This is a genomic window from Streptomyces sp. NPDC049541, from assembly GCF_044465725.1.
Classification (GTDB): Bacteria; Actinomycetota; Actinomycetes; order Streptomycetales; family Streptomycetaceae; genus Streptomyces.
Genome location: NZ_JBITLY010000009.1, coordinates 1 through 18,215 on the forward strand (window position 1 = coordinate 1; position 18,215 = coordinate 18,215).

General features: G+C 69.0%; 13 protein-coding genes. 3 read left to right on the forward strand and 10 right to left on the reverse strand.

The features are described 5' to 3' along the window. Positions 1 to 351: 351 nt before the first annotated feature. The 3 genes from ACIBW9_RS29995 to thyX all read right to left on the reverse strand — a co-directional run bounded on the left by ACIBW9_RS29995 (position 352) and on the right by thyX (position 4,031). Complete coding sequence (locus tag ACIBW9_RS29995) at positions 352 to 2,037, reverse strand: ribonuclease J (protein ID WP_398960169.1); 1,686 nt, start codon at positions 2,035 to 2,037, stop codon at positions 352 to 354. Between the two features lie 143 nt (positions 2,038 to 2,180). Further along, entirely contained in the window at positions 2,181 to 3,080 is a 900-nt protein-coding gene (dapA, locus tag ACIBW9_RS30000; protein WP_398960170.1) for a 4-hydroxy-tetrahydrodipicolinate synthase, read from the reverse strand. Positions 3,081 to 3,290: 210 nt separating this feature from the next. Continuing rightward, positions 3,291 to 4,031 carry an FAD-dependent thymidylate synthase gene (thyX, locus tag ACIBW9_RS30005; RefSeq protein ID WP_398960171.1) on the reverse strand — a complete coding sequence of 247 codons (741 nt, stop codon included), beginning with the start codon at positions 4,029 to 4,031 and terminating at the stop codon, positions 3,291 to 3,293. A 175-nt stretch (positions 4,032 to 4,206) separates the two neighbouring features. On the opposite strand from thyX, the gene ACIBW9_RS30010 reads away from it, so the two are divergent. Beyond that, positions 4,207 to 4,443 (forward strand): hypothetical protein, encoded by a 237-nt coding sequence (locus ACIBW9_RS30010; RefSeq protein WP_398960172.1) that lies wholly within the window; start codon positions 4,207 to 4,209, stop codon positions 4,441 to 4,443. A gap of 90 nt (positions 4,444 to 4,533) precedes the next feature. Next, a complete protein-coding gene (locus tag ACIBW9_RS30015) occupies positions 4,534 to 5,085 on the forward strand; it encodes a PH domain-containing protein (protein ID WP_398960173.1) in 552 nt (183 codons plus the stop codon). A gap of 107 nt (positions 5,086 to 5,192) precedes the next feature. Here ACIBW9_RS30015 and ACIBW9_RS30020 read toward each other — a convergent pair whose 3' ends face one another. From ACIBW9_RS30020 to eccD, 7 genes are all read right to left on the reverse strand, one after another. Further along, positions 5,193 to 5,645, reverse strand: a complete 453-nt coding sequence (locus tag ACIBW9_RS30020) for a hypothetical protein (RefSeq protein WP_398960174.1) — start codon at positions 5,643 to 5,645, stop codon at positions 5,193 to 5,195. Between the two features lie 7 nt (positions 5,646 to 5,652). Next, positions 5,653 to 6,405 carry a 4-hydroxy-tetrahydrodipicolinate reductase gene (dapB, locus tag ACIBW9_RS30025; protein ID WP_398960175.1) on the reverse strand — a complete coding sequence of 251 codons (753 nt, stop codon included), beginning with the start codon at positions 6,403 to 6,405 and terminating at the stop codon, positions 5,653 to 5,655. 25 nt (positions 6,406 to 6,430) lie between these two features. Next, positions 6,431 to 7,810 carry a M16 family metallopeptidase gene (locus ACIBW9_RS30030; protein WP_398960176.1) on the reverse strand — a complete coding sequence of 460 codons (1,380 nt, stop codon included), beginning with the start codon at positions 7,808 to 7,810 and terminating at the stop codon, positions 6,431 to 6,433. Further along, positions 7,807 to 10,026: a polyribonucleotide nucleotidyltransferase gene (locus ACIBW9_RS30035; RefSeq protein ID WP_398960177.1), complete on the reverse strand. Its 2,220-nt coding sequence runs from the start codon at positions 10,024 to 10,026 to the stop codon at positions 7,807 to 7,809. The genes ACIBW9_RS30030 and ACIBW9_RS30035 overlap by 4 nt, the downstream gene beginning before the upstream one ends. 313 nt (positions 10,027 to 10,339) lie before the next feature. Next, complete coding sequence (gene rpsO, locus ACIBW9_RS30040; RefSeq protein ID WP_351323622.1) at positions 10,340 to 10,627, reverse strand: 30S ribosomal protein S15; 288 nt, start codon at positions 10,625 to 10,627, stop codon at positions 10,340 to 10,342. Between the two features lie 190 nt (positions 10,628 to 10,817). Beyond that, positions 10,818 to 12,341 (reverse strand): PQQ-binding-like beta-propeller repeat protein, encoded by a 1,524-nt coding sequence (locus tag ACIBW9_RS30045; protein ID WP_398960178.1) that lies wholly within the window; start codon positions 12,339 to 12,341, stop codon positions 10,818 to 10,820. Positions 12,342 to 12,466: 125 nt separating this feature from the next. Next, the gene (gene eccD, locus ACIBW9_RS30050; protein WP_398960179.1) at positions 12,467 to 13,930 is read right to left on the reverse strand and encodes a type VII secretion integral membrane protein EccD; all 1,464 of its coding nucleotides are present in this window, start codon (positions 13,928 to 13,930) and stop codon (positions 12,467 to 12,469) included. Positions 13,931 to 14,199: 269 nt separating this feature from the next. Between eccD and eccCa the strand changes: the two genes are divergently transcribed. Beyond that, complete coding sequence (eccCa, locus tag ACIBW9_RS30055; RefSeq protein ID WP_398960180.1) at positions 14,200 to 18,144, forward strand: type VII secretion protein EccCa; 3,945 nt, start codon at positions 14,200 to 14,202, stop codon at positions 18,142 to 18,144. Positions 18,145 to 18,215: the final 71 nt, after the last annotated feature.

Below are 18,215 nucleotides of genomic sequence, written 5' to 3' on the forward strand. Positions count from 1 at the left end.
TTGGCACGCTGTTGAGTTCTCAAGGAACGGACGCTTCCTTTGTACTCACCCTCTCGGGCTTTCCTCCGGGCGCTTCCCTTCGGTCTTGCGTTTCCAACTCTATCAGACCGTTTCCCGATCCGATTTCCTCGGCGCTTTCCAGGTTCCCGCTCTCGCGTTTCCCTTTCCGGCGGTTCCGACTTTATCAGAGATTCTGAGTCGGATTTCCCGCCCCGATCGGGGACTGGTTCCGGCGCACGAGGCGGCCGGGTTCCCGTTCTGGCGGAGCCGTAAACGTACTGGAGCGGGGCGCCCCGATGCAAATCGAGGTGCCCCGCTCCGGGTTCACACGTACGAGGGGTCGTACGCCCGTCAGACCTCCACCACGACCGGGAGGATCATTGGCCTGCGCCGATACGTGTCGGAGACCCACTTGCCGAGGGTGCGGCGGATGAGTTGCTGCAGCTGGTGCGGCTCCACCACCCCGTCCTGGGCCGAGCGTTCGAGCACCTCGGTGATCTTCGGGATCACGTCGCCGAAGGCCGTGTCCTCGATACCCGAGCCGCGGGCCTGGATGTGCGGGCCGCCCGTGATCTTGCCGGTGGACGAGTCCACCACGAGGAAGACCGAGATGATGCCCTCGTCACCGAGGATCTTGCGGTCCTTGAGCGCCGGCTCGCCCACGTCGCCGACCGATAGCCCGTCGACGTAGACGTAACCCGCCTGGACCTTGCCCGCGATCTTGGCCTTGCCCTCGACGAGGTCGACGACCACGCCGTCCTCGGCGATGACGATGCGGTCGTGCGGGACGCCGGTCATGGCGCCCAGTTCGGCGTTGGCGCGCAGGTGGCGCCATTCGCCGTGGACCGGCATCAGGTTCTTCGGGCGGCAGATGTTGTAGAAGTACAGGAGCTCACCCGCGGACGCGTGGCCCGAGACGTGGACCTTCGCGTTGCCCTTGTGGACCACGTTCGCGCCCCAGCGGGTCAGGCCGTTGATCACGCGGTAGACCGCGTTCTCGTTGCCGGGGATCAGCGACGACGCCAGGATCACCGTGTCGCCGTCGACGATGCGGATCTGGTGGTCACGGTTGGCCATGCGGGACAGGGCTGCCATGGGCTCACCCTGCGAGCCCGTGCAGACCAGCACGACCTCGCTGTCGGGGAGGTCGTCGAGTGTCTTCACATCGACGACCAGACCCGGTGGGACCTTCAGGTAGCCGAGATCCCGGGCGATGCCCATGTTGCGGACCATCGAGCGGCCGACGAAGGCGACCCGGCGGCCGTACTCGTGGGCCGCGTCCAGGATCTGCTGGATGCGGTGGACGTGGCTGGCGAAGCTCGCCACGATGATCCGCTTGCGTGCGCTCGCGAAGACCTGGCGCAGGACGTTCGAGATGTCGCGCTCGGGCGGGACGAACCCGGGGACCTCCGCGTTCGTCGAGTCGGCGAGGAGGAGATCGATGCCCTCCTCGCTCAGTCGTGCGAAAGCGTGGAGGTCCGTCAGGCGGCCGTCCAGCGGGAGCTGGTCCATCTTGAAGTCGCCGGTGTGGACCACCATGCCCGCGGGCGTGCGGACGGCCACGGCGAGGGCGTCCGGGATGGAGTGGTTGACCGCGACGAACTCGCAGTCGAAGGGGCCGACACGTTCGCGGTTCCCCTCCGCCACCTCGAGGGTGTACGGGCGGATGCGGTGCTCCTGGAGCTTCGCCTCGATGAGGGCGAGGGTCAGCTTGGAGCCGATCAGCGGGATGTCCGGCTTCTCGCGCAGGAGGTAGGGGACGCCGCCGATGTGGTCCTCGTGGCCGTGCGTGAGCACGATGCCCTCGATGTCGTCGAGGCGGTCCCGTACGGACGAGAAGTCCGGCAGGATCAGGTCGATCCCGGGCTGCTCCTCCTCGGGGAAGAGCACGCCGCAGTCGACGATCAGAAGACGGCCGCCGTACTCGAAGACCGTCATGTTTCGGCCGATCTCGCCGAGACCGCCGAGCGGGGTGACCCGCAGACCGCCTTCGGGAAGCGGCGGGGGCGGGCCGAGTTCAGGATGCGGATGACTCAAAAGACTCTCCTCACCACACGCGCCACGTACCGGTGGGCACGTGGCGCGCATGACGTTCGTGCATGAGCAGTTGTCGTTGTGGGGTGCGGGCACCGGTGGCCCGCTATTCAGTTGTGAAGCCTGTGGTGGTGCCAAGTCTGGTGTTAGAGCTGTACCCCGCCCGCAGCAAGATCGATCTTGAGCTGGGCGATCTCTTCGGGCGTGCACCCCACCATGGGTGCGCGCAGGGGACCCGCGGGCAGGCCCTGGAGGGCGAGGGCGGCCTTCGTCGTCATGACGCCCTGAGTGCGGAACATGCCCGTGTAGACCGGGAGCAGCTTCTGGTGGATCTCGGTGGCCTTCTGGACGTCGCCGGAGACGAACGCCTCGACCAGGGCGCGCAGGTCCGGAGTGACCACGTGACCCACGACCGAGACGAAGCCGACCGCGCCCACGGAGAGCAGCGGCAGGTTCAGCATGTCGTCGCCGGAGTACCAGGCGAGCCCGGAACGGGCGATGGCCCAGCTCGCGCGGCCGAGGTCGCCCTTGGCGTCCTTGTTGGCGACGATGCGCGGGTGCTCCGCGAGCCGGACCAGCGTCTCGGTGTTGATCGGGACGCCGCTGCGGCCGGGGATGTCGTAGAGCATGACCGGCAGCTCGGCGGCGTCGGCGACGGCCGTGAAGTGCCGGTACAGGCCTTCCTGCGGGGGCTTGTTGTAGTACGGCGTCACGACCAGGAGGCCGTGCGCGCCCACCTTCTCGGCGGCCCGGGCCAGCTCGATGCTGTGGTGGGTGTCGTTGGTGCCGACGCCGGCCACGACGTGGGCGCGGTCACCGACCGCCTCCAGTACGGCTCGTACGAGCTCCGATTTCTCCGCGTCACTCGTGGTGGGGGACTCGCCGGTGGTGCCGTTGACGATCAGGCCGTCGTTGCCTGCGTCCACCAGGTGGGCGGCGAGCCGCTGCGCGCCGTCGAGGTCGAGTGCGCCGTCCGCCGTGAAGGGCGTGACCATGGCGGTGAGGACCCGCCCGAAGGGGGTCTGCGGAGTCGAGGTCGGAGCCATGGGTAACACGCTACTCGGTGCTCAATGCCTGGTCTGCCCTTGGGGTGCGGGATAAGTCCGGACAAATGCGGAGCCCGGTACTGCCTGCTCGGGGGTTCAAGCAGTACCGGGTCCGTTTGATCAGGCTAGATGAACTTCTCCAAATGCCGCAATACGGACACCTCACGAGGCTGACCGTCCAGCGCTGCCCGACCGGGGAACGGCGGTGCGCTACGGCGCCACACGGCCGTTCGCGTTGAAGGCTGCGTAGGTGAGCGGCATGAGCCTGGCCCACTCGGCCTCCATCTTCTCGCCGACCATCTCGATCTCCCGCTGCGGGAAGGACGGGACCTTCGCCAGCTCGTGCTGGGTGCGCAGGCCGAGGAAGTGCATCAGCGAGCGGGCGTTGCAGGTGGCGTACATGGAGGAGAACAGGCCGACCGGGAGGACCGCCCGGGCGACCTCGCGGGCGACGCCCTGCGCGAGCATCTGCTGGTAGGTCCGGTACGCCTGCCGGTAGGACTCCTCCATGGCCTGCCCCACGAGCTGGTGCTGCTCGGGGGTTCCCTCGACGAACACGTACTTGCCGGGGCGGCCCTGCTGGACCAGCTTCCGAGAGCTGTCCGGGACATAGAAGACGGGCTGCAGCTCCCGGTAGCGGCCGGACTCCTCGTTGTACGACCAGCCGACGCGGTGCCGCATGAACTCGCGGAAGACGAAGATCGGGGCGCTGATGAAGAAGGTCATCGAGTTGTGCTCGAACGGACTGCCGTGCCGGTCCCGCATGAGGTAGTTGATCAAGCCCTTGGAGCGCTCCGGGTCCTTGTTCAACTCGTCCAGGGACTGTTCCCCGACGGTCGACACCCGGGCCGCGAACAGCACATCGGAGTCAGCCGCGCTGTGTTTGACCAGTTCGACGGTGACATCACTGCGCAAGTCGATCTTGAAATCGTCGTCTGGGGTGGAGGTCACGGTTCGGGGGGTCCTTCCCATCTTGTCTCTTGGCGACGCCACTCTACGGCCCACCAAACAGGACGTTCACTGCCGTGACCGAAGGAAGTTGGCGAAACCGGGCACCTTTTGGGGCACTCGACCGTCTGTGTAGATGACAGTCACTCGTTCGATCCCGAGAGGAGAAGCTCACCTCATGTTCCGTCGGCGTGAACCCGTCCCGTTCGCCTTCGTCGCCGAAGCCGACAGGTTCCGCAGCAATGTCGCTCCCCCGCCCCGTGAGCGGGCGTCCGCCGGTCAGATAGCCGGACGCTGGCTGCTCGGGCTCACCATCGTCGCCGGACTGGTCGGCTCGCTGGTTCTCGGTATGCCCGCGCTGTCCAGTCCCGCTGCCACACCGGCGCAGCAGTCACAGGCCTCCCAGGGGCACTGACTCCATCCGGACCCCACAAGTGGTGGGCAGGAACACAGGCGGATAACCTCACCGGGCACAGCCCATGCATGGATTGAGTGAGGACCAGCCGTGCCCCTGCCCTTCCTGACGGCCGACCGTGCCTATGAGCCAGCGGACGACGCGCTGCCCTTCGACGACCGCGACCGCTGGCGGCGGCCCTACCGCCCCGGGCCGTGGCGTGTGGGGGTGGCGGCCCTTTGGCTGCTGCTCGCCTCCTTCGTGCTGTTCGCCGCGGTCATCATCGCGTTCACCGCTTCGGCCTCCGAGGCCGGTGTGGTCTTCGGTGTCGCGCTGGCCGTCATCGCGGGTTCCCTCAGGCTGCTGCGCGCGGGCGTGTGGGTGAGTGCGCGCGGGCTGCGCCAGGTGGGCTTCTTCGGTACGCGTACGACGCCGTGGGAGCGGGTCGCCGCCCTGCGGACGGTGCAGCAGCCGGTGCGCTGGCTCGGGCTGCCGCGGACGGTGCAGGGGCAGGCGCTGGTCCTCGTACGCCGTGACCGCCCGGAGCAGGACGGGCCGGTGCTGCTGACCACGCACGGCGTCGACTTCCTCGCCCGGGCCGGGTCCTTCGACCGGGCCGCGGACACGATCGAGGCGTGGGCGGCGGAGAACAGGCGGAGCTGACCGAACGGCGCTGGGTGCCGGTGCGGCCGGGAGTTGGGTCGGGTGCTGCTCGCTGAAAGGTGCCGCTGCGCCCACCCGTGTCGCCCCAGCGGCACGACTGCCCGCAGCTACGCCTCGATGGGCCTTCCATCGTGCAGGGCGATGGCGCGTTGCATCGCCTTGCGGGCGCGTGGGGTGTCGCGGGCGTCGTGGTAGGCGACGGCGAGGCGGAACCAGCTGCGCCAGTCGTCGGGGGCCGCTTCCGTCTCGGCCTTGCGCTTGGCGAAGACCTCGTCGGCCGAGTCGCGGTCGATACGGCCGCCGGGGGTGCGCTTGAGCTCGTCGACGGGCAGGCCGCCCTCGGCGTCGAGTTCGGCGGCGAGGGCGTTGGCCTTGCGGACGAACTGGGTGTTCTTCCACAGGAACCACAGGCCGATCACCGGCAGGATCAGCACCGCCACGCCGAAGGTGACGGTGAGGACCGTGCCGGACTGGATGAGCATGACGCCGCGGCTGCCGACCAGGACGAAGTAGAAGACCAGGACGGCGGCCGTTATGGCGTAGGACAGCTTGGCGCGCATGACGGTGTCAGCCCAGGTCCAGGAAGTGTTCCAGGCCGAAGGTCAGGCCCGGGGTGGTCACCACGCGGCGGGCGCCGAGCAGGATGCCCGGCATGAAGCTGATGTGGTGGAGCGAGTCGTGCCGGACGGTCAGCGTCTCGCCCTCGCCGCCGAGCAGGACTTCCTGGTGGGCGAGCAGACCGCGCAGGCGGACGGCGTGGACGGGGATTCCGTCGACGGTGGCGCCGCGGGCGCCGTCCAGGGCCGTCTCCGTGGCGTCCGGCGCCGGGGCCGTACCGGCGGCGCGGCGCGCCTCGGCGATGAGCTGGGCCGTGCGCGTGGCGGTCCCGGAGGGGGCGTCGACCTTCTTCGGGTGGTGCAGCTCGATGACCTCGACGGACTCGAAGTAGGGCGCCGCGATCTGCGCGAACTTCATCGTCAGTACGGCGCCGATGGAGAAGTTCGGCGCGATCAGCACGCCCGTCTCCGGGGAGGCGGCCAGCCAGCCGCCCAGCTGCGCGAGGCGCTCCTCGGTCCAGCCCGTCGTACCGACGACCGCGTGGATGCCGTGGCTCACGCAGTACTCGAGGTTGTCCATCACCGAGGCCGGCGTGGTCAGTTCGACGGCGACCTGGGCGCCGGTCTCCGCCAGTGTCTCCAGCTTGTCGCCGCGGCCGAGGGCGGCCACCAGCTCCATGTCCTCGGCCGCCTCGACGGCCCGTACCGCCTCCGAGCCGATGCGGCCCTTGGCACCGAGGACCGCCACGCGCAGCTTGCTCATCTTCTTGCTTCCTTCGGGAGAGGACTTACGCGACCGCTTCGTTCAGGCGGGACGCCTGCTTGTCCTTCAGCGGGCCGATGACCGACAGCGAGGGCCGCTGTCCCAGGATGTCGCGCGCCACCGAGCGGACGTCGTCCGGGGTGACCGAGGCTATCCGGGCCAGCATGTCGTCCACGGACATCTGCTCGCCCCAGCACAGCTCGCTCTTGCCGATACGGTTCATCAGCGCGCCCGTGTCCTCCAGGCCCAGGACCGTCGAACCCCGGAGCTGGCCGATGGCGCGGCCGATCTCGTCGTCGGACAGGCCGTGCTCGGCGACGTGGTCGAGTTCGTCGCGGCAGATCTTCAGCACGTCGTGGACCTGCGAGGGTCGGCAGCCGGCGTACACGCCGAACAGGCCGCAGTCGGCGAAGCCCGAGGTGTACGAGTACACGCTGTAGGCCAGACCGCGCTTCTCGCGGACTTCCTGGAACAGGCGGGACGACATGCCGCCGCCGAGGGCCGTGTTGAGCACGCCGAGGGCCCAGCGGCGCTCGTCGGTGCGGGCGAGGCCCGGCATGCCGAGGACGACATGTGCCTGTTCGGTCTTGCGGCCGAGCAGTTCCACGCGGCCGGCGGTGCGGATCGTGCGGCTGCCGTCGCGCGGGGCGATGGGGGCCGCCGCGTCGTTCTTGAAGGCGCCCGCCTTCTCGAAGGCCGCGCGGACCTGTCGTACGACCTTGTTGTGGTCGATGTTGCCGGCGGCCGCCACGACCAGGTGGGTCGGGTCGTAGTGCTTCTTGTAGAAGCGGCGGATGCGGTCCGCGGTGAGGGCGTTGACGGTGTCGACCGTGCCGAGGACGGGGCGGCCGAGGGGGTTGTCGCCGAACATCGTGTGCGCGAACAGGTCGTGCACGCAGTCGCCCGGGTCGTCCTCGGTCATGGCGATCTCTTCGAGGATCGCGCCGCGCTCGACGTTGACGTCCTCCTCGAGTATCAGGGAGCCCGTGAGCATGTCGCAGACGACGTCGATGGCGAGCGGCAGGTCGGTGTCGAGCACGCGTGCGTAGTAGCACGTGTACTCCTTCGCCGTGAACGCGTTCATCTCGCCGCCGACCGCGTCGATGGCTGAGGAGATGTCCAGCGCACTGCGGCGGGAGGTGCCCTTGAAGAGCAGGTGCTCCAGGTAGTGCGTGGCGCCGTTCAGGGCCGGGGTCTCGTCGCGGGAGCCGACGTGCGCCCAGATGCCGAAGGTCGCGGAGCGGACCGAGGGCAGGGTCTCGGTGACGATGCGCAGGCCGCCCGGGAGGGTGGTCTTGCGGACCGTGCCGATGCCGTTCTCGCCCTTGATCAGGGTTTGGGTACGGGCGACGGCCCGCGCCTCCGAGGAGGTGCGGGCCGTCGCCTCGAAGCCACGGGGCGTCACTTGTCGCCGTCGTCCTTCTTGTCGTCGTCGCCTTCTTCGCCCTCGATGACCGGGATCAGGGAGAGCTTGCCGCGGGAGTCGATCTCGGCGATCTCGACCTGGACCTTCTGGCCCACGCCGACGACGTCCTCGACGTTCTCCACGCGCTTGCCGCCCGCGAGCTTGCGGATCTGCGAGATGTGCAGCAGACCGTCCTTGCCCGGGAGCAGCGACACGAACGCACCGAAGGTCGTCGTCTTCACGACGGTGCCCAGGTAGCGCTCGCCGACCTCCGGCATGGTCGGGTTCGCGATGCCGTTGATCGTGGCGCGGGCGGCCTCGGCGGCCGGGCCGTCGGAGGCACCGATGTAGATGGTGCCGTCGTCCTCGATCGTGATCTCGGCGCCGGTGTCCTCCTGGATCTGGTTGATCATCTTGCCCTTGGGGCCGATGACCTCACCGATCTTGTCCACGGGGATCTTGACGGTGATGATCCGCGGGGCGTTCGGGGACATCTCGTCCGGCGTGTCGATCGCTTCCATCATCACGTCGAGGATGTGGAGGCGGGCGTCACGGGCCTGCTTGAGGGCCGCGGCCAGGACGGAGGCCGGGATGCCGTCCAGCTTGGTGTCCAGCTGGAGCGCGGTCACGAACTCCTTGGTTCCGGCGACCTTGAAGTCCATGTCGCCGAAGGCGTCCTCCGCACCGAGGATGTCGGTGAGGGTGACGTAGTGCGTCTCGCCCTCGATCTCCTGGGAGATGAGACCCATGGCGATACCGGCGACGGGGGCCTTCAGCGGCACACCGGCGTTCAGCAGCGACATGGTGGAGGCGCAGACCGAGCCCATGGACGTCGAGCCGTTGGAGCCGAGGGCCTCGGAGACCTGACGGATCGCGTACGGGAACTCCTCGCGCGTCGGCAGGACCGGCACGAGGGCGCGTTCGGCGAGGGCGCCGTGGCCGATCTCGCGGCGCTTCGGGGAGCCGACGCGGCCGGTCTCACCGGTGGAGTACGGCGGGAAGTTGTAGTTGTGCATGTAGCGCTTGCGGGTCACCGGGGAGAGGGTGTCCAGCTGCTGCTCCATGCGGAGCATGTTGAGGGTGGTGACGCCCAGGATCTGGGTCTCGCCACGCTCGAACAGCGCCGAGCCGTGCACCCGCGGGATGGCCTCGACCTCGGCGGCCAGCGTGCGGATGTCGGTGACACCGCGGCCGTCGATGCGCTTCTTCTCCTTGATGACGCGCTCACGGACCAGGGTCTTGGTCAGCGAGCGGTACGCGGCGGAGATCTCCTTCTCGCGGCCCTCGAACTCCGGCAGGAGCTTCTCGGCGGCGAGCGCCTTGACGCGGTCCAGCTCGGCCTCACGCTCCTGCTTGCCGGCGATGGTCAGCGCGGAGGCGAGCTCCGGCTTGACGGCGGCGGTGAGGGCCTCGAGGACGTCGTCCTGGTAGTCCAGGAAGATCGGGAACTCGGCGGTCGGCTTGGCGGCCTTCGCGGCGAGGTCGGCCTGGGCCTTGCAGAGCACCTTGATGAAGGGCTTCGCGGCGTCCAGACCGGCGGCGACGACCTCCTCGGTCGGCGCCTCGGCGCCGCCCTTGACCAGCTGGATGGTCTTCTCGGTGGCCTCGGCCTCGACCATCATGATCGCGACGTCGCCGTCCTCCAGGGTGCGGCCCGCGACGACCATGTCGAAGACGGCGTCCTCGAGCTCGGAGTGCGTCGGGAAGGCCACCCACTGGTTGTTGATCAGCGCGACGCGGACGCCGCCGATCGGGCCGGAGAAGGGCAGACCGGCCAGCTGCGTGGACGCGGACGCGGCGTTGATCGCCACGACGTCGTACAGGTGGTCGGGGTTGAGCGCCATGATCGTGGCGACGACCTGGATCTCGTTGCGCAGGCCCTTCTTGAAGGACGGGCGCAGCGGGCGGTCGATGAGGCGGCAGGTGAGGATCGCGTCCTCGGAGGGGCGGCCCTCACGGCGGAAGAAGCTGCCGGGGATCTTGCCGGCGGCGTACATCCGCTCCTCGACGTCCACCGTCAGGGGGAAGAAGTCGAGCTGGTCCTTGGGGTTCTTGGAGGCGGTGGTGGCCGACAGCACCATGGTGTCGTCGTCCAGGTACGCCACGGCGGAGCCGGCGGCCTGCTTGGCCAGGCGGCCCGTCTCGAAGCGGATGGTGCGGGTGCCGAAGGAGCCGTTGTCGATAACGGCCTCGGCGTAGTGGGTCTCGTTCTCCACTAGCGTTTTCTCCGATACTTTTCGTCTTTTGTCCTTGTCTGCCCGTGTGGCAGGAGGACCGTCACGGAGAAGCGCTCCACTGGTGCGGGCCGGTCTTCGATCGAAGCACCCGGGGCTCACTTCCCCGGGGGCCACTACCGAGGACCGGCGGCGGCGAGGTGCGCTTCTCGCTGTGTCGTACGTCTTGCGTTGTGCTACCACACTACAAAGGGGCAGTGACACTCCGCATGTTTCCGTGCGTACGGACGTTTCCGCACGTACGGCAAAGGGAGCGGTCCCGACCCTTCGGGAACCGCTCCCCCTGCACGGCGTCTTACTTGGCGCCCGCCGCACCACGGCGGATGCCGAGGCGGTCGACCAGCGCACGGAAGCGCTGGATGTCCTTCTTGGCGAGGTACTGCAGCAGGCGGCGGCGCTGACCGACCAGGATCAGCAGACCACGACGGGAGTGGTGGTCGTGCTTGTGGGTCTTGAGGTGCTCGGTCAGGTCGGAGATCCGACGGGACAGCAGAGCGACCTGGACCTCGGGGGAGCCGGTGTCACCGTCCTTGGTACCGAACTCGGAGATGATCTGCTTCTTCACTGCGGCGTCGAGCGACACTCGTACTCCTCGTAGTCTTCATGGATGCCACCGAGTGCCCCCGGTCTTTGTCTCGGGGGAGCTTCCGTTACTCGGGAGGCGGGGATCCGCTGGGCGCGGCCTCCAGGTCCTGCAGGTGAACCTGCGGGGGTTCCGGGGGTGCGTACACAAACGGCCGTCACACAGGGTACCAGCCGGTGGGGTGCCTGTTTCACGGCCACTGCTTCACGGCCATGCTCTCGATGCCCAGGACGAGATACACCCACCTGGGCTGCCCCTTGGCGGGTCCGTCGACCTTCTTGACGCCGAAGAAGATGCGGCCGTCCTGGACGACGATGTCGTGGTAGTCCGTCATCGTCATCAGATCGGCCTCCTGGGGGAGGTCGAAGTAGAGGTACGGGTTCTCCGTGCCCTTGTGCGGATCGAGGCCGACCAGTCCCGACGGCATGACGTGCTGGTCGGTCACACGCACGGCCAGGAGCTCGGCACCGCTCATCCGTACCGGGTACAGCAGGGAGCCGGGGCCGGAGTCGAACTTCTTGGTGGTCTTCCCGGTCGCCAGGTCGAAGCCGATGATCCAGTTGGAGTTGATCAGCTCGCCCGAGTCCTTGCTGCGCAGGAAGACCTGGCCGGCGCCGACGGCGATGGTCGGGCAGTCCTCGGTGTTCAGGAAGTCGTCGTACGAGCACTCGCCGACGTAGGTGCCGTTCTGGAGGCGGATCACGGCGCGGGGCCTGCCCGAGGTGTCGAGGGAGAGCATCTCGGAGATGCCGATCCCGCCGGCCTGGACGGCGAGGACGGGCGGCTCGGCGGAGGGGATGTTCAGGTCGCGGATGCCCTTCGCCGCGGAGTACGTCCACAGGACCTTGCCGGTCGCCGGGTCCACCTTGCGTGCCTTGTAGGTGGTGGCGTCCGTGGAGTCGGCGGGGGCCTTGTCGTTCCAGCACTGCTGGCGCACCAGCAGGGCGCCGCCGCCCGCCGCGCCCATGTCCTGGCAGACGCCGGCGGAAATCGTCTCCCACGCGCGCGTGCCGTCCTTCATGCGGTACGCGTCCGTGCCGCCTCCCCAGGTGACCACGACCGTGCCGTGCACCAGGGTCACGCTCGGGGTGTCCTGGGAGTCGCCGCCCGTGGCCATGCCGTGGCCGTCGCCCAGTTCGGAGACGGGGAAGTCGGCGTCCCAGATCTCACGGCCGTCGTCGAGGTCGAAGAAGGCCACGTGGTTGCAGAAGGCGTTGCCGCGGTCGTTGGCGCGGAACAGGACAGCGGTGCGGTGGTCGTTGGTCACGTGCCGGGTGTAGCCGCAGATCGGGCCGTCGAGGGGGAGCTTCCACCTCTCGTCGCCGGGGGCGGCGTCGGTGCCTATGCGCAGCCCGATGACGGTCTTGTTGATGCCCTTGGCGAGGATCTTGTCCGTGGCCCACATGCCGGGCATCTGGTAGTGCTCGCCCGGACTCAGGTCGTCCACGGAGAAGCGGAAGGCCATCTTTCCGGTGGGACTCGCGGGCTTCTTCTCGACGGTCTCCCGGATGTCGAGGGGGCCTTGGCGGGTGGCCGACGGCTTGTGCGACGTCTTGGTGCCGGCGCCCCACAGCAGCCAGCCGCCGGTGCCGAGCGCCGCGACCAGCACGAGTGCGAGCAGCGCCAGGGGCCACTTCGGGCGGTGCTCGGGCCGTGGCGGCTGCACGGGCGGGGCGGGCTGGGCGTACATGGGAGGGGGCGGGCCGAAGCTCACGCGTGGGTCCCTTTCCTGTGGGTTCAGCCATGACCGGGGGCGCGGATTCCGTTGCCGTGCTCACGCCGACGCCCCACGCCCTGCGTGCAGGGTGTGGGGCGTCGAGGTCTGTCGCCGGGCGGGTCTCAGTTCCCGATGCCGCCGCGGACCTTGCCGTAGACGTCGAGGACCGCCAGGCAGACGGGGACCAGGGAGAGCAGGACCAGCGAGTCCGCGAGGTCGAGCATGCGGCCCCAGAACGGGGAGAGGCCCTTCTGCGGCACGATCAGGGCGATCGCGATCAGGAGCAGCACTCCGGCCGCGACCGAGGCGCCGAGCCACAGGGTCCGTACGTTGACCGGGCCGTGGTTGTTCTGGAGCAGCTGGATGATGATGTCGGCGGGCGGGGAGATCGCAAGGCCGAGGACCAGCAGGCCGAGCGTGATGACACCGGCCACGAACAGGCAGGTGACCTGGGCGGTGTAGCGGAACAGACGCGCCCGCAGCATCGCGGCGAGGCCGGTGCACAGGGCCAGCAGCTGGGCCCAGCCGCTGTCGCTGAAGCCGAGCACCGCGCCGCCCGCGCCGACGATGACGGCGGCGCAGCCGCCCACCAGGCCGAGCAGCAGTTCGTGGCCGCGGCTGGTCTGGGCGACGATGCGCTGGACGTCGACGGCCTCGAGGTCGCCCTCGCGGCCCTCGCGGCGGGCCCGGGCGAGGTCCTCGGGGTTGCGGAAGCCGATCGGCAGCTTGGCGAACCGGGCGGACCAGCCGGGCAGGAAGCCGACGACCGCCAGGGCGACCACCGAGGTGCCCGCGGCGATCTCCCGCGGTGCCGCATCGGTGAGCACACCGCAGAACACGGCGAGCGTGCCGATCGCGGAGGCCAGCGCGGCGGCCACGAACGGGGCGTCGCCCTGTGGCAGCAGCATGATCAGCACCACGGAGAACAGCAGTACGGCGACGCAGCCGACGAGGAACTGGAGCCTTCCGGGGCCTTCGTGCACGCCCTGCGCGAGGACGCCGGAGCCCGCGATGAGCGCGTGCGGCAGCGCCGAGATGCCGAGCGCCACGGCGGAACCCCGGTCGTCGTACACGCGGGCCCTTACACCGGCGAGCGCCGTCAGGGCGAGGGCGGTCACGCCCGCCAGGATGCCCTGCAGGCCGTGCATGTCGTGCCGGACCGGGTCCGCGAACCAGAAGACGAAGCCGAGCATGACCAGCAGCAGCGAACCGGCGACCAGACCGGCCACCCGCATCAGGTTGTCGTTCCAGCTGCGGATGTCCTGCTTGACCGCGGCGGCGATGGCGTCCACGACGTCGTCGTGGACGGCCGGCGGGAGGGAGTCGGCGAAGGTCCGCAGCAACAGCACCTCGCCGTCCCTGACCCGGTGCTCCAGCAACGAACGGCTCGCGTCGAGCACCTGACCCTCGCGGGTCACCAGGTGATAACCGGCAAGACTGGTGTCCGACTGGACCAGGCCCGAGAGCCTGATGATCTCAGGAAAGAGGTCCTGGATCGGCAGGTCCTCCGGCAGCGCGACATCGACTCGGCTGTCCGGCGCTGCGATGGTGATTCGGCAGAAACCTGTCGAAGTCCCCGTGCTCACCTGGTGTTCCCCCTGTTGGACAAGGCTGCTTCATGCAGTTCGTACGACGCGAAGCGCCACCCTATCCCTTGCCCTACGGGGTGTTGGGGCTGCCTCCCTCAATTCTCCCCGTACCCCCTCCGCATCTCCATCCTCCTGGCTCTCCTGCTGACCGGGGGCATCAGTAGGATCGACGCCAACGCGAACGACGCCTACGCGAACGGGAACACGTCGCGGTACACGGGGGCGTCGATGCCAGGACGTTTCAATCACGAAGGATGAGTGCATCGGTGAGCGTCGTCATCATCAAACGGCCACCGCGGATACCACCCCCGGTGGTGCCGGACGGCGAGGTCAAACTGGAGACGCCCCCCGAGATCCCTCGTGAGGGCGACGAGAGCATGCTGATGAACCTGCTGCCCATGATGGGCATGCTGGGTTCCGTCGGCTTCTTCTTCATGCCCAACCTCCCCCCTTATATGAGGGTGGTCGGCGGGCTGATGCTCGCCTCGACGCTGGCCATGGCCATCGCGCAGTTCGCCAAGTCCCGGCAGGGCGGCGGCGCGGGGATGGCGCAGGACCGCCGTGACTACTTCCGCTATCTGGAGCAGGTCCGCAAGGACGTGCACAAGACGGCCGAACTGCAGCGGCGCAGCCAGCTCTTCCAGCACCCGGACCCGGAGCAGCTGTGGGCGGTGGCGGCCGACGGCAAGCGGCTGTGGGAGCGGCGCCCGACGGACGCGGACTTCGCCTCGGTGCGGATCGGCCGCGGGGTCCAGCAGCTGAACACGCCGCTGGTGGCCCCGGACACGGCGCCCAAGGAGGAGCTGGAGCCGCTGACCGCGGCGGCCATGAAGGCGTTCCTCGACGCCCACGGCAGCCTGCACGACCTGCCGGTCTCGATCTCGCTGCGCGCCTTCTACCACGTGACGATCTGCGGGGACACGGACACGGTCTACGGCAACGCCCGTGCGGCCATTTCCCAGTTGGCGACGCTGCACTCGCCGGAAGACCTGATGGTCGCCGTGGTGGCACACCCGTCCGCGGCGGCGGACTGGGACTGGATCAAGTGGCTGCCGCACAGCCAGCACCCGAAGGCCAAGGACGGAGCGGGCTCGGCCCGGCTCCTCTTCGACGACCTCGGGGAGCTGGAGGAGGCGCTGGCGGGCCAGTTGGACGACCGGCCCCGCTGGAACCGTGAGGCGACCCCCGTCTACGACCAGCCGCATCTGATCGTGGTCCTCGACGGCGGAACCGTGCCGCCGGACTCCGAACTCGCCAGTTCCGAAGGGCTCCAGGGCGTCACCTTCCTGGAGATCGCTCCGGGGGAGCTGGAGGAGGAGCTGCGCGCCGGTCTGACGGCGTATGTGAAGCCGGAGCGGATGCAGCTGTTCGTCGGCCACGAGTCGGCGTACACCGGCAAGGCCGACGTGCTCAGCCCGGAGCAGGCCGAGTCCCTGGCCCGGCAGTTGGCGCCCTTCCGGGTCGGTTCCGCGGAGGAGGGCGAACCCCTGCTCTCCAACCTGGACTTCACCGACCTGATGGGCATCGGCGACGCGGGCACCGTCGACGTCTCCCGCACCTGGCGGCCGCGCACACTGCACGAACGGCTGCGGGTGCCGATCGGTGTCGGCGAGAACGGCGAGCCGGTCATGCTGGACCTCAAGGAGGCCTCGCAGGAAGGCATGGGCCCGCACGGCCTGTGCGTCGGCGCGACCGGTTCCGGAAAGTCCGAGGTGCTGCGCACGCTGGTGCTCGGTCTCGCGGTGACGCACTCCTCGGAGACGCTGAACTTCATCCTCGCGGACTTCAAGGGCGGCGCGACCTTCGCGGGCATGGCGGACATGCCGCACACCGCGGCCGTCATCACCAACCTCGCCGACGACCTCACCCTCGTCGACCGCATGCGCGACTCGATCATGGGTGAGACGCAGCGCCGCCAGGAGCTGCTGCGCTCGGCGGGCAACTACGCCAACCTGCACGACTACGAGAAGGCCCGGGCCGCCGGCGCCGCCCTCGAACCGATGGCGTCGCTGGTGATCGTGCTCGACGAGTTCTCCGAACTCCTCACCGCCAAGCCCGACTTCATCGACATGTTCATCCAGATCGGCCGGATCGGCCGTTCGCTGGGCATCCATCTGCTCCTCGCCTCGCAGCGCCTCGAGGAGGGCAAGCTGCGCGGCCTGGACACCTACCTCTCGTACCGGATCGGTCTGCGGACCTTCTCCGCCGCCGAGTCGCGTACGGCGATCGGTGTCCCCGACGCCTACCACCTGCCGTCGATCCCCGGTTCCGGTTATCTGCGCTACGACACCGACACCATGGTCCGCTTCAAGGCGGCGTACGTGTCGGGGCCGTACCACGGCGAGGGGCCCTCCCGGGTGCACCGCTCGACGCAGCTGCGGCCCGCGCTGTTCACGGCGGAGCACGTGGCGCTGCCCCCGCAGCCGGTGGTCGAGGAGCCGGAGCCCGACAACCGGGTGGACGACGCGCTCGCCGACACCGTCCTGGACGTCCTCGTCAGCCGGATGGTCAACCAGGGACCGCCCGCCCACCAGGTGTGGCTGCCCCCGCTGGAGGAGGCGCCCTCGCTGGAGCAGCTCCTCCCCCAGCTCGCCGTCCACCCGGAGCGCGGTCTGACCGCGCCCGACTACACGGCGCTGGGCCGGCTCAATGTGCCGGTCGGCCTGGTGGACAAGCCGTTCGAACAGCGGCGCGACGTGCTGTACCGGGACTTCTCCGGCGGCGCGGGTCACGGTCTGTTCGTCGGCGGCCCGCAGTCCGGCAAGTCGACGCTGCTGCGTTCGCTGATCTCCTCGTTCGCCCTCACCCACACTCCGGCCGAAGTGCAGTTCTACTGCCTGGACTTCGGCGGTGGCACGCTGATCGCGATGGAGGAGCTGGCGCACGTCGGCGGGGTCGCGAACCGTCTCGACGCCGAGAAGGTGCGCCGTACCGTCAGCGAGGTCGAGGGGATCCTCAACGCGCGCGAGGAGTACTTCCGCGCGAACAACGTCGACTCGATCCAGACCTACCGGCAGCGCCGGGCCGCGGGCCATCTGCCCGACCAGATCTGGGGCGACGTCTTCCTCGTCATCGACGGCTGGGCCACCTTCAAGACGGACTACGAGCTGCTGGAGTCCACCGTCACGGAGATCGCGACGCGCGGTCTCGGCTTCGGTGTGCATGTGATCCTGACCGCGAGCCGGTACACCGAGGTGCGGCCCGCACTCAAGGACATGCTGCAGAACCGCATCGAGCTCAGGCTCGGCGACCCGACGGAGTCCGAGGTCGACCGCAAGATCGCGCAGAACGTCCCGGCCGCGGTGCCCGGCCGTGGTCTGACGCAGGAAAAGCTGCACTTCATGACCGCGCTGCCGCGGGTCGACGGCTCCTCAACGACCGAGGACCTCTCCGAGGCCACGTCGATCCTCATCCGCGGCATCAACGACAACTGGCAGGGCAACCACGCTCCGGCCGTACGGCTGCTGCCCACCATGCTGCCGTCGGACCGGCTGCCCAAGGGGTTCGAGCACCCGGACCGCGGTGTCGCCATCGGCATCGACGAGTCGTCGCTGTCGCCGGTCTTCGTCGACTTCGAGTCGGACCCGCTGTTCATCGTGTTCGGTGAGAGCGAGTCCGGCAAGTCCGCGATCCTGCGGCTGCTCGTCAAGCAGATCACCGAGCGCTACACGCCGGACCAGGCGAAGATCGTCATGGGTGACTACCGGCGTGCGCACCTGGAGGGTGTGCCCGACTCGCACCTGTCGCGGTACTGCGCCTCGGCGCCGGCCCTGACCGAGACGCTGGAGGGCCTCGCCGGCTCGATGCACCGGCGTATGCCCGGCCCGGACGTGACGCCCGAGCAGTTGCGCAACCGCTCCTGGTACAGCAGCCCGGACGCGTTCGTCATCGTCGACGACTACGACCTGGTGGCGACCGGCGTGAATCCGCTGGCCCCGCTCCTGGAGTACCTGCCGTTCGCCCGTGACATCGGTCTGCGCATCATCATCGCGCGCTCCTCGGGCGGCGCCAGCCGGTCGCTGTACGAGCCCGTGATGCAGCGGATGCGTGAACTCGGCGCCCAGGGTCTGGTGCTCTCCGGCGACCGCTCCGAGGGTGCGCTGCTCGGCAACATCACGGCATCCCAACTGCCGCCCGGCCGCGGGTACTTCCACACGCGGCGACGCGGTGGACAGCTGATCCAGACGGGCTGGCTGCCGGCCCGGTTCTGAGTGGCGACTGCTGTGACACTGGGGGGCGGTACCCGCGCGGGTGCCGCCCCCCTTGTGTCAGTGGGGGCCGC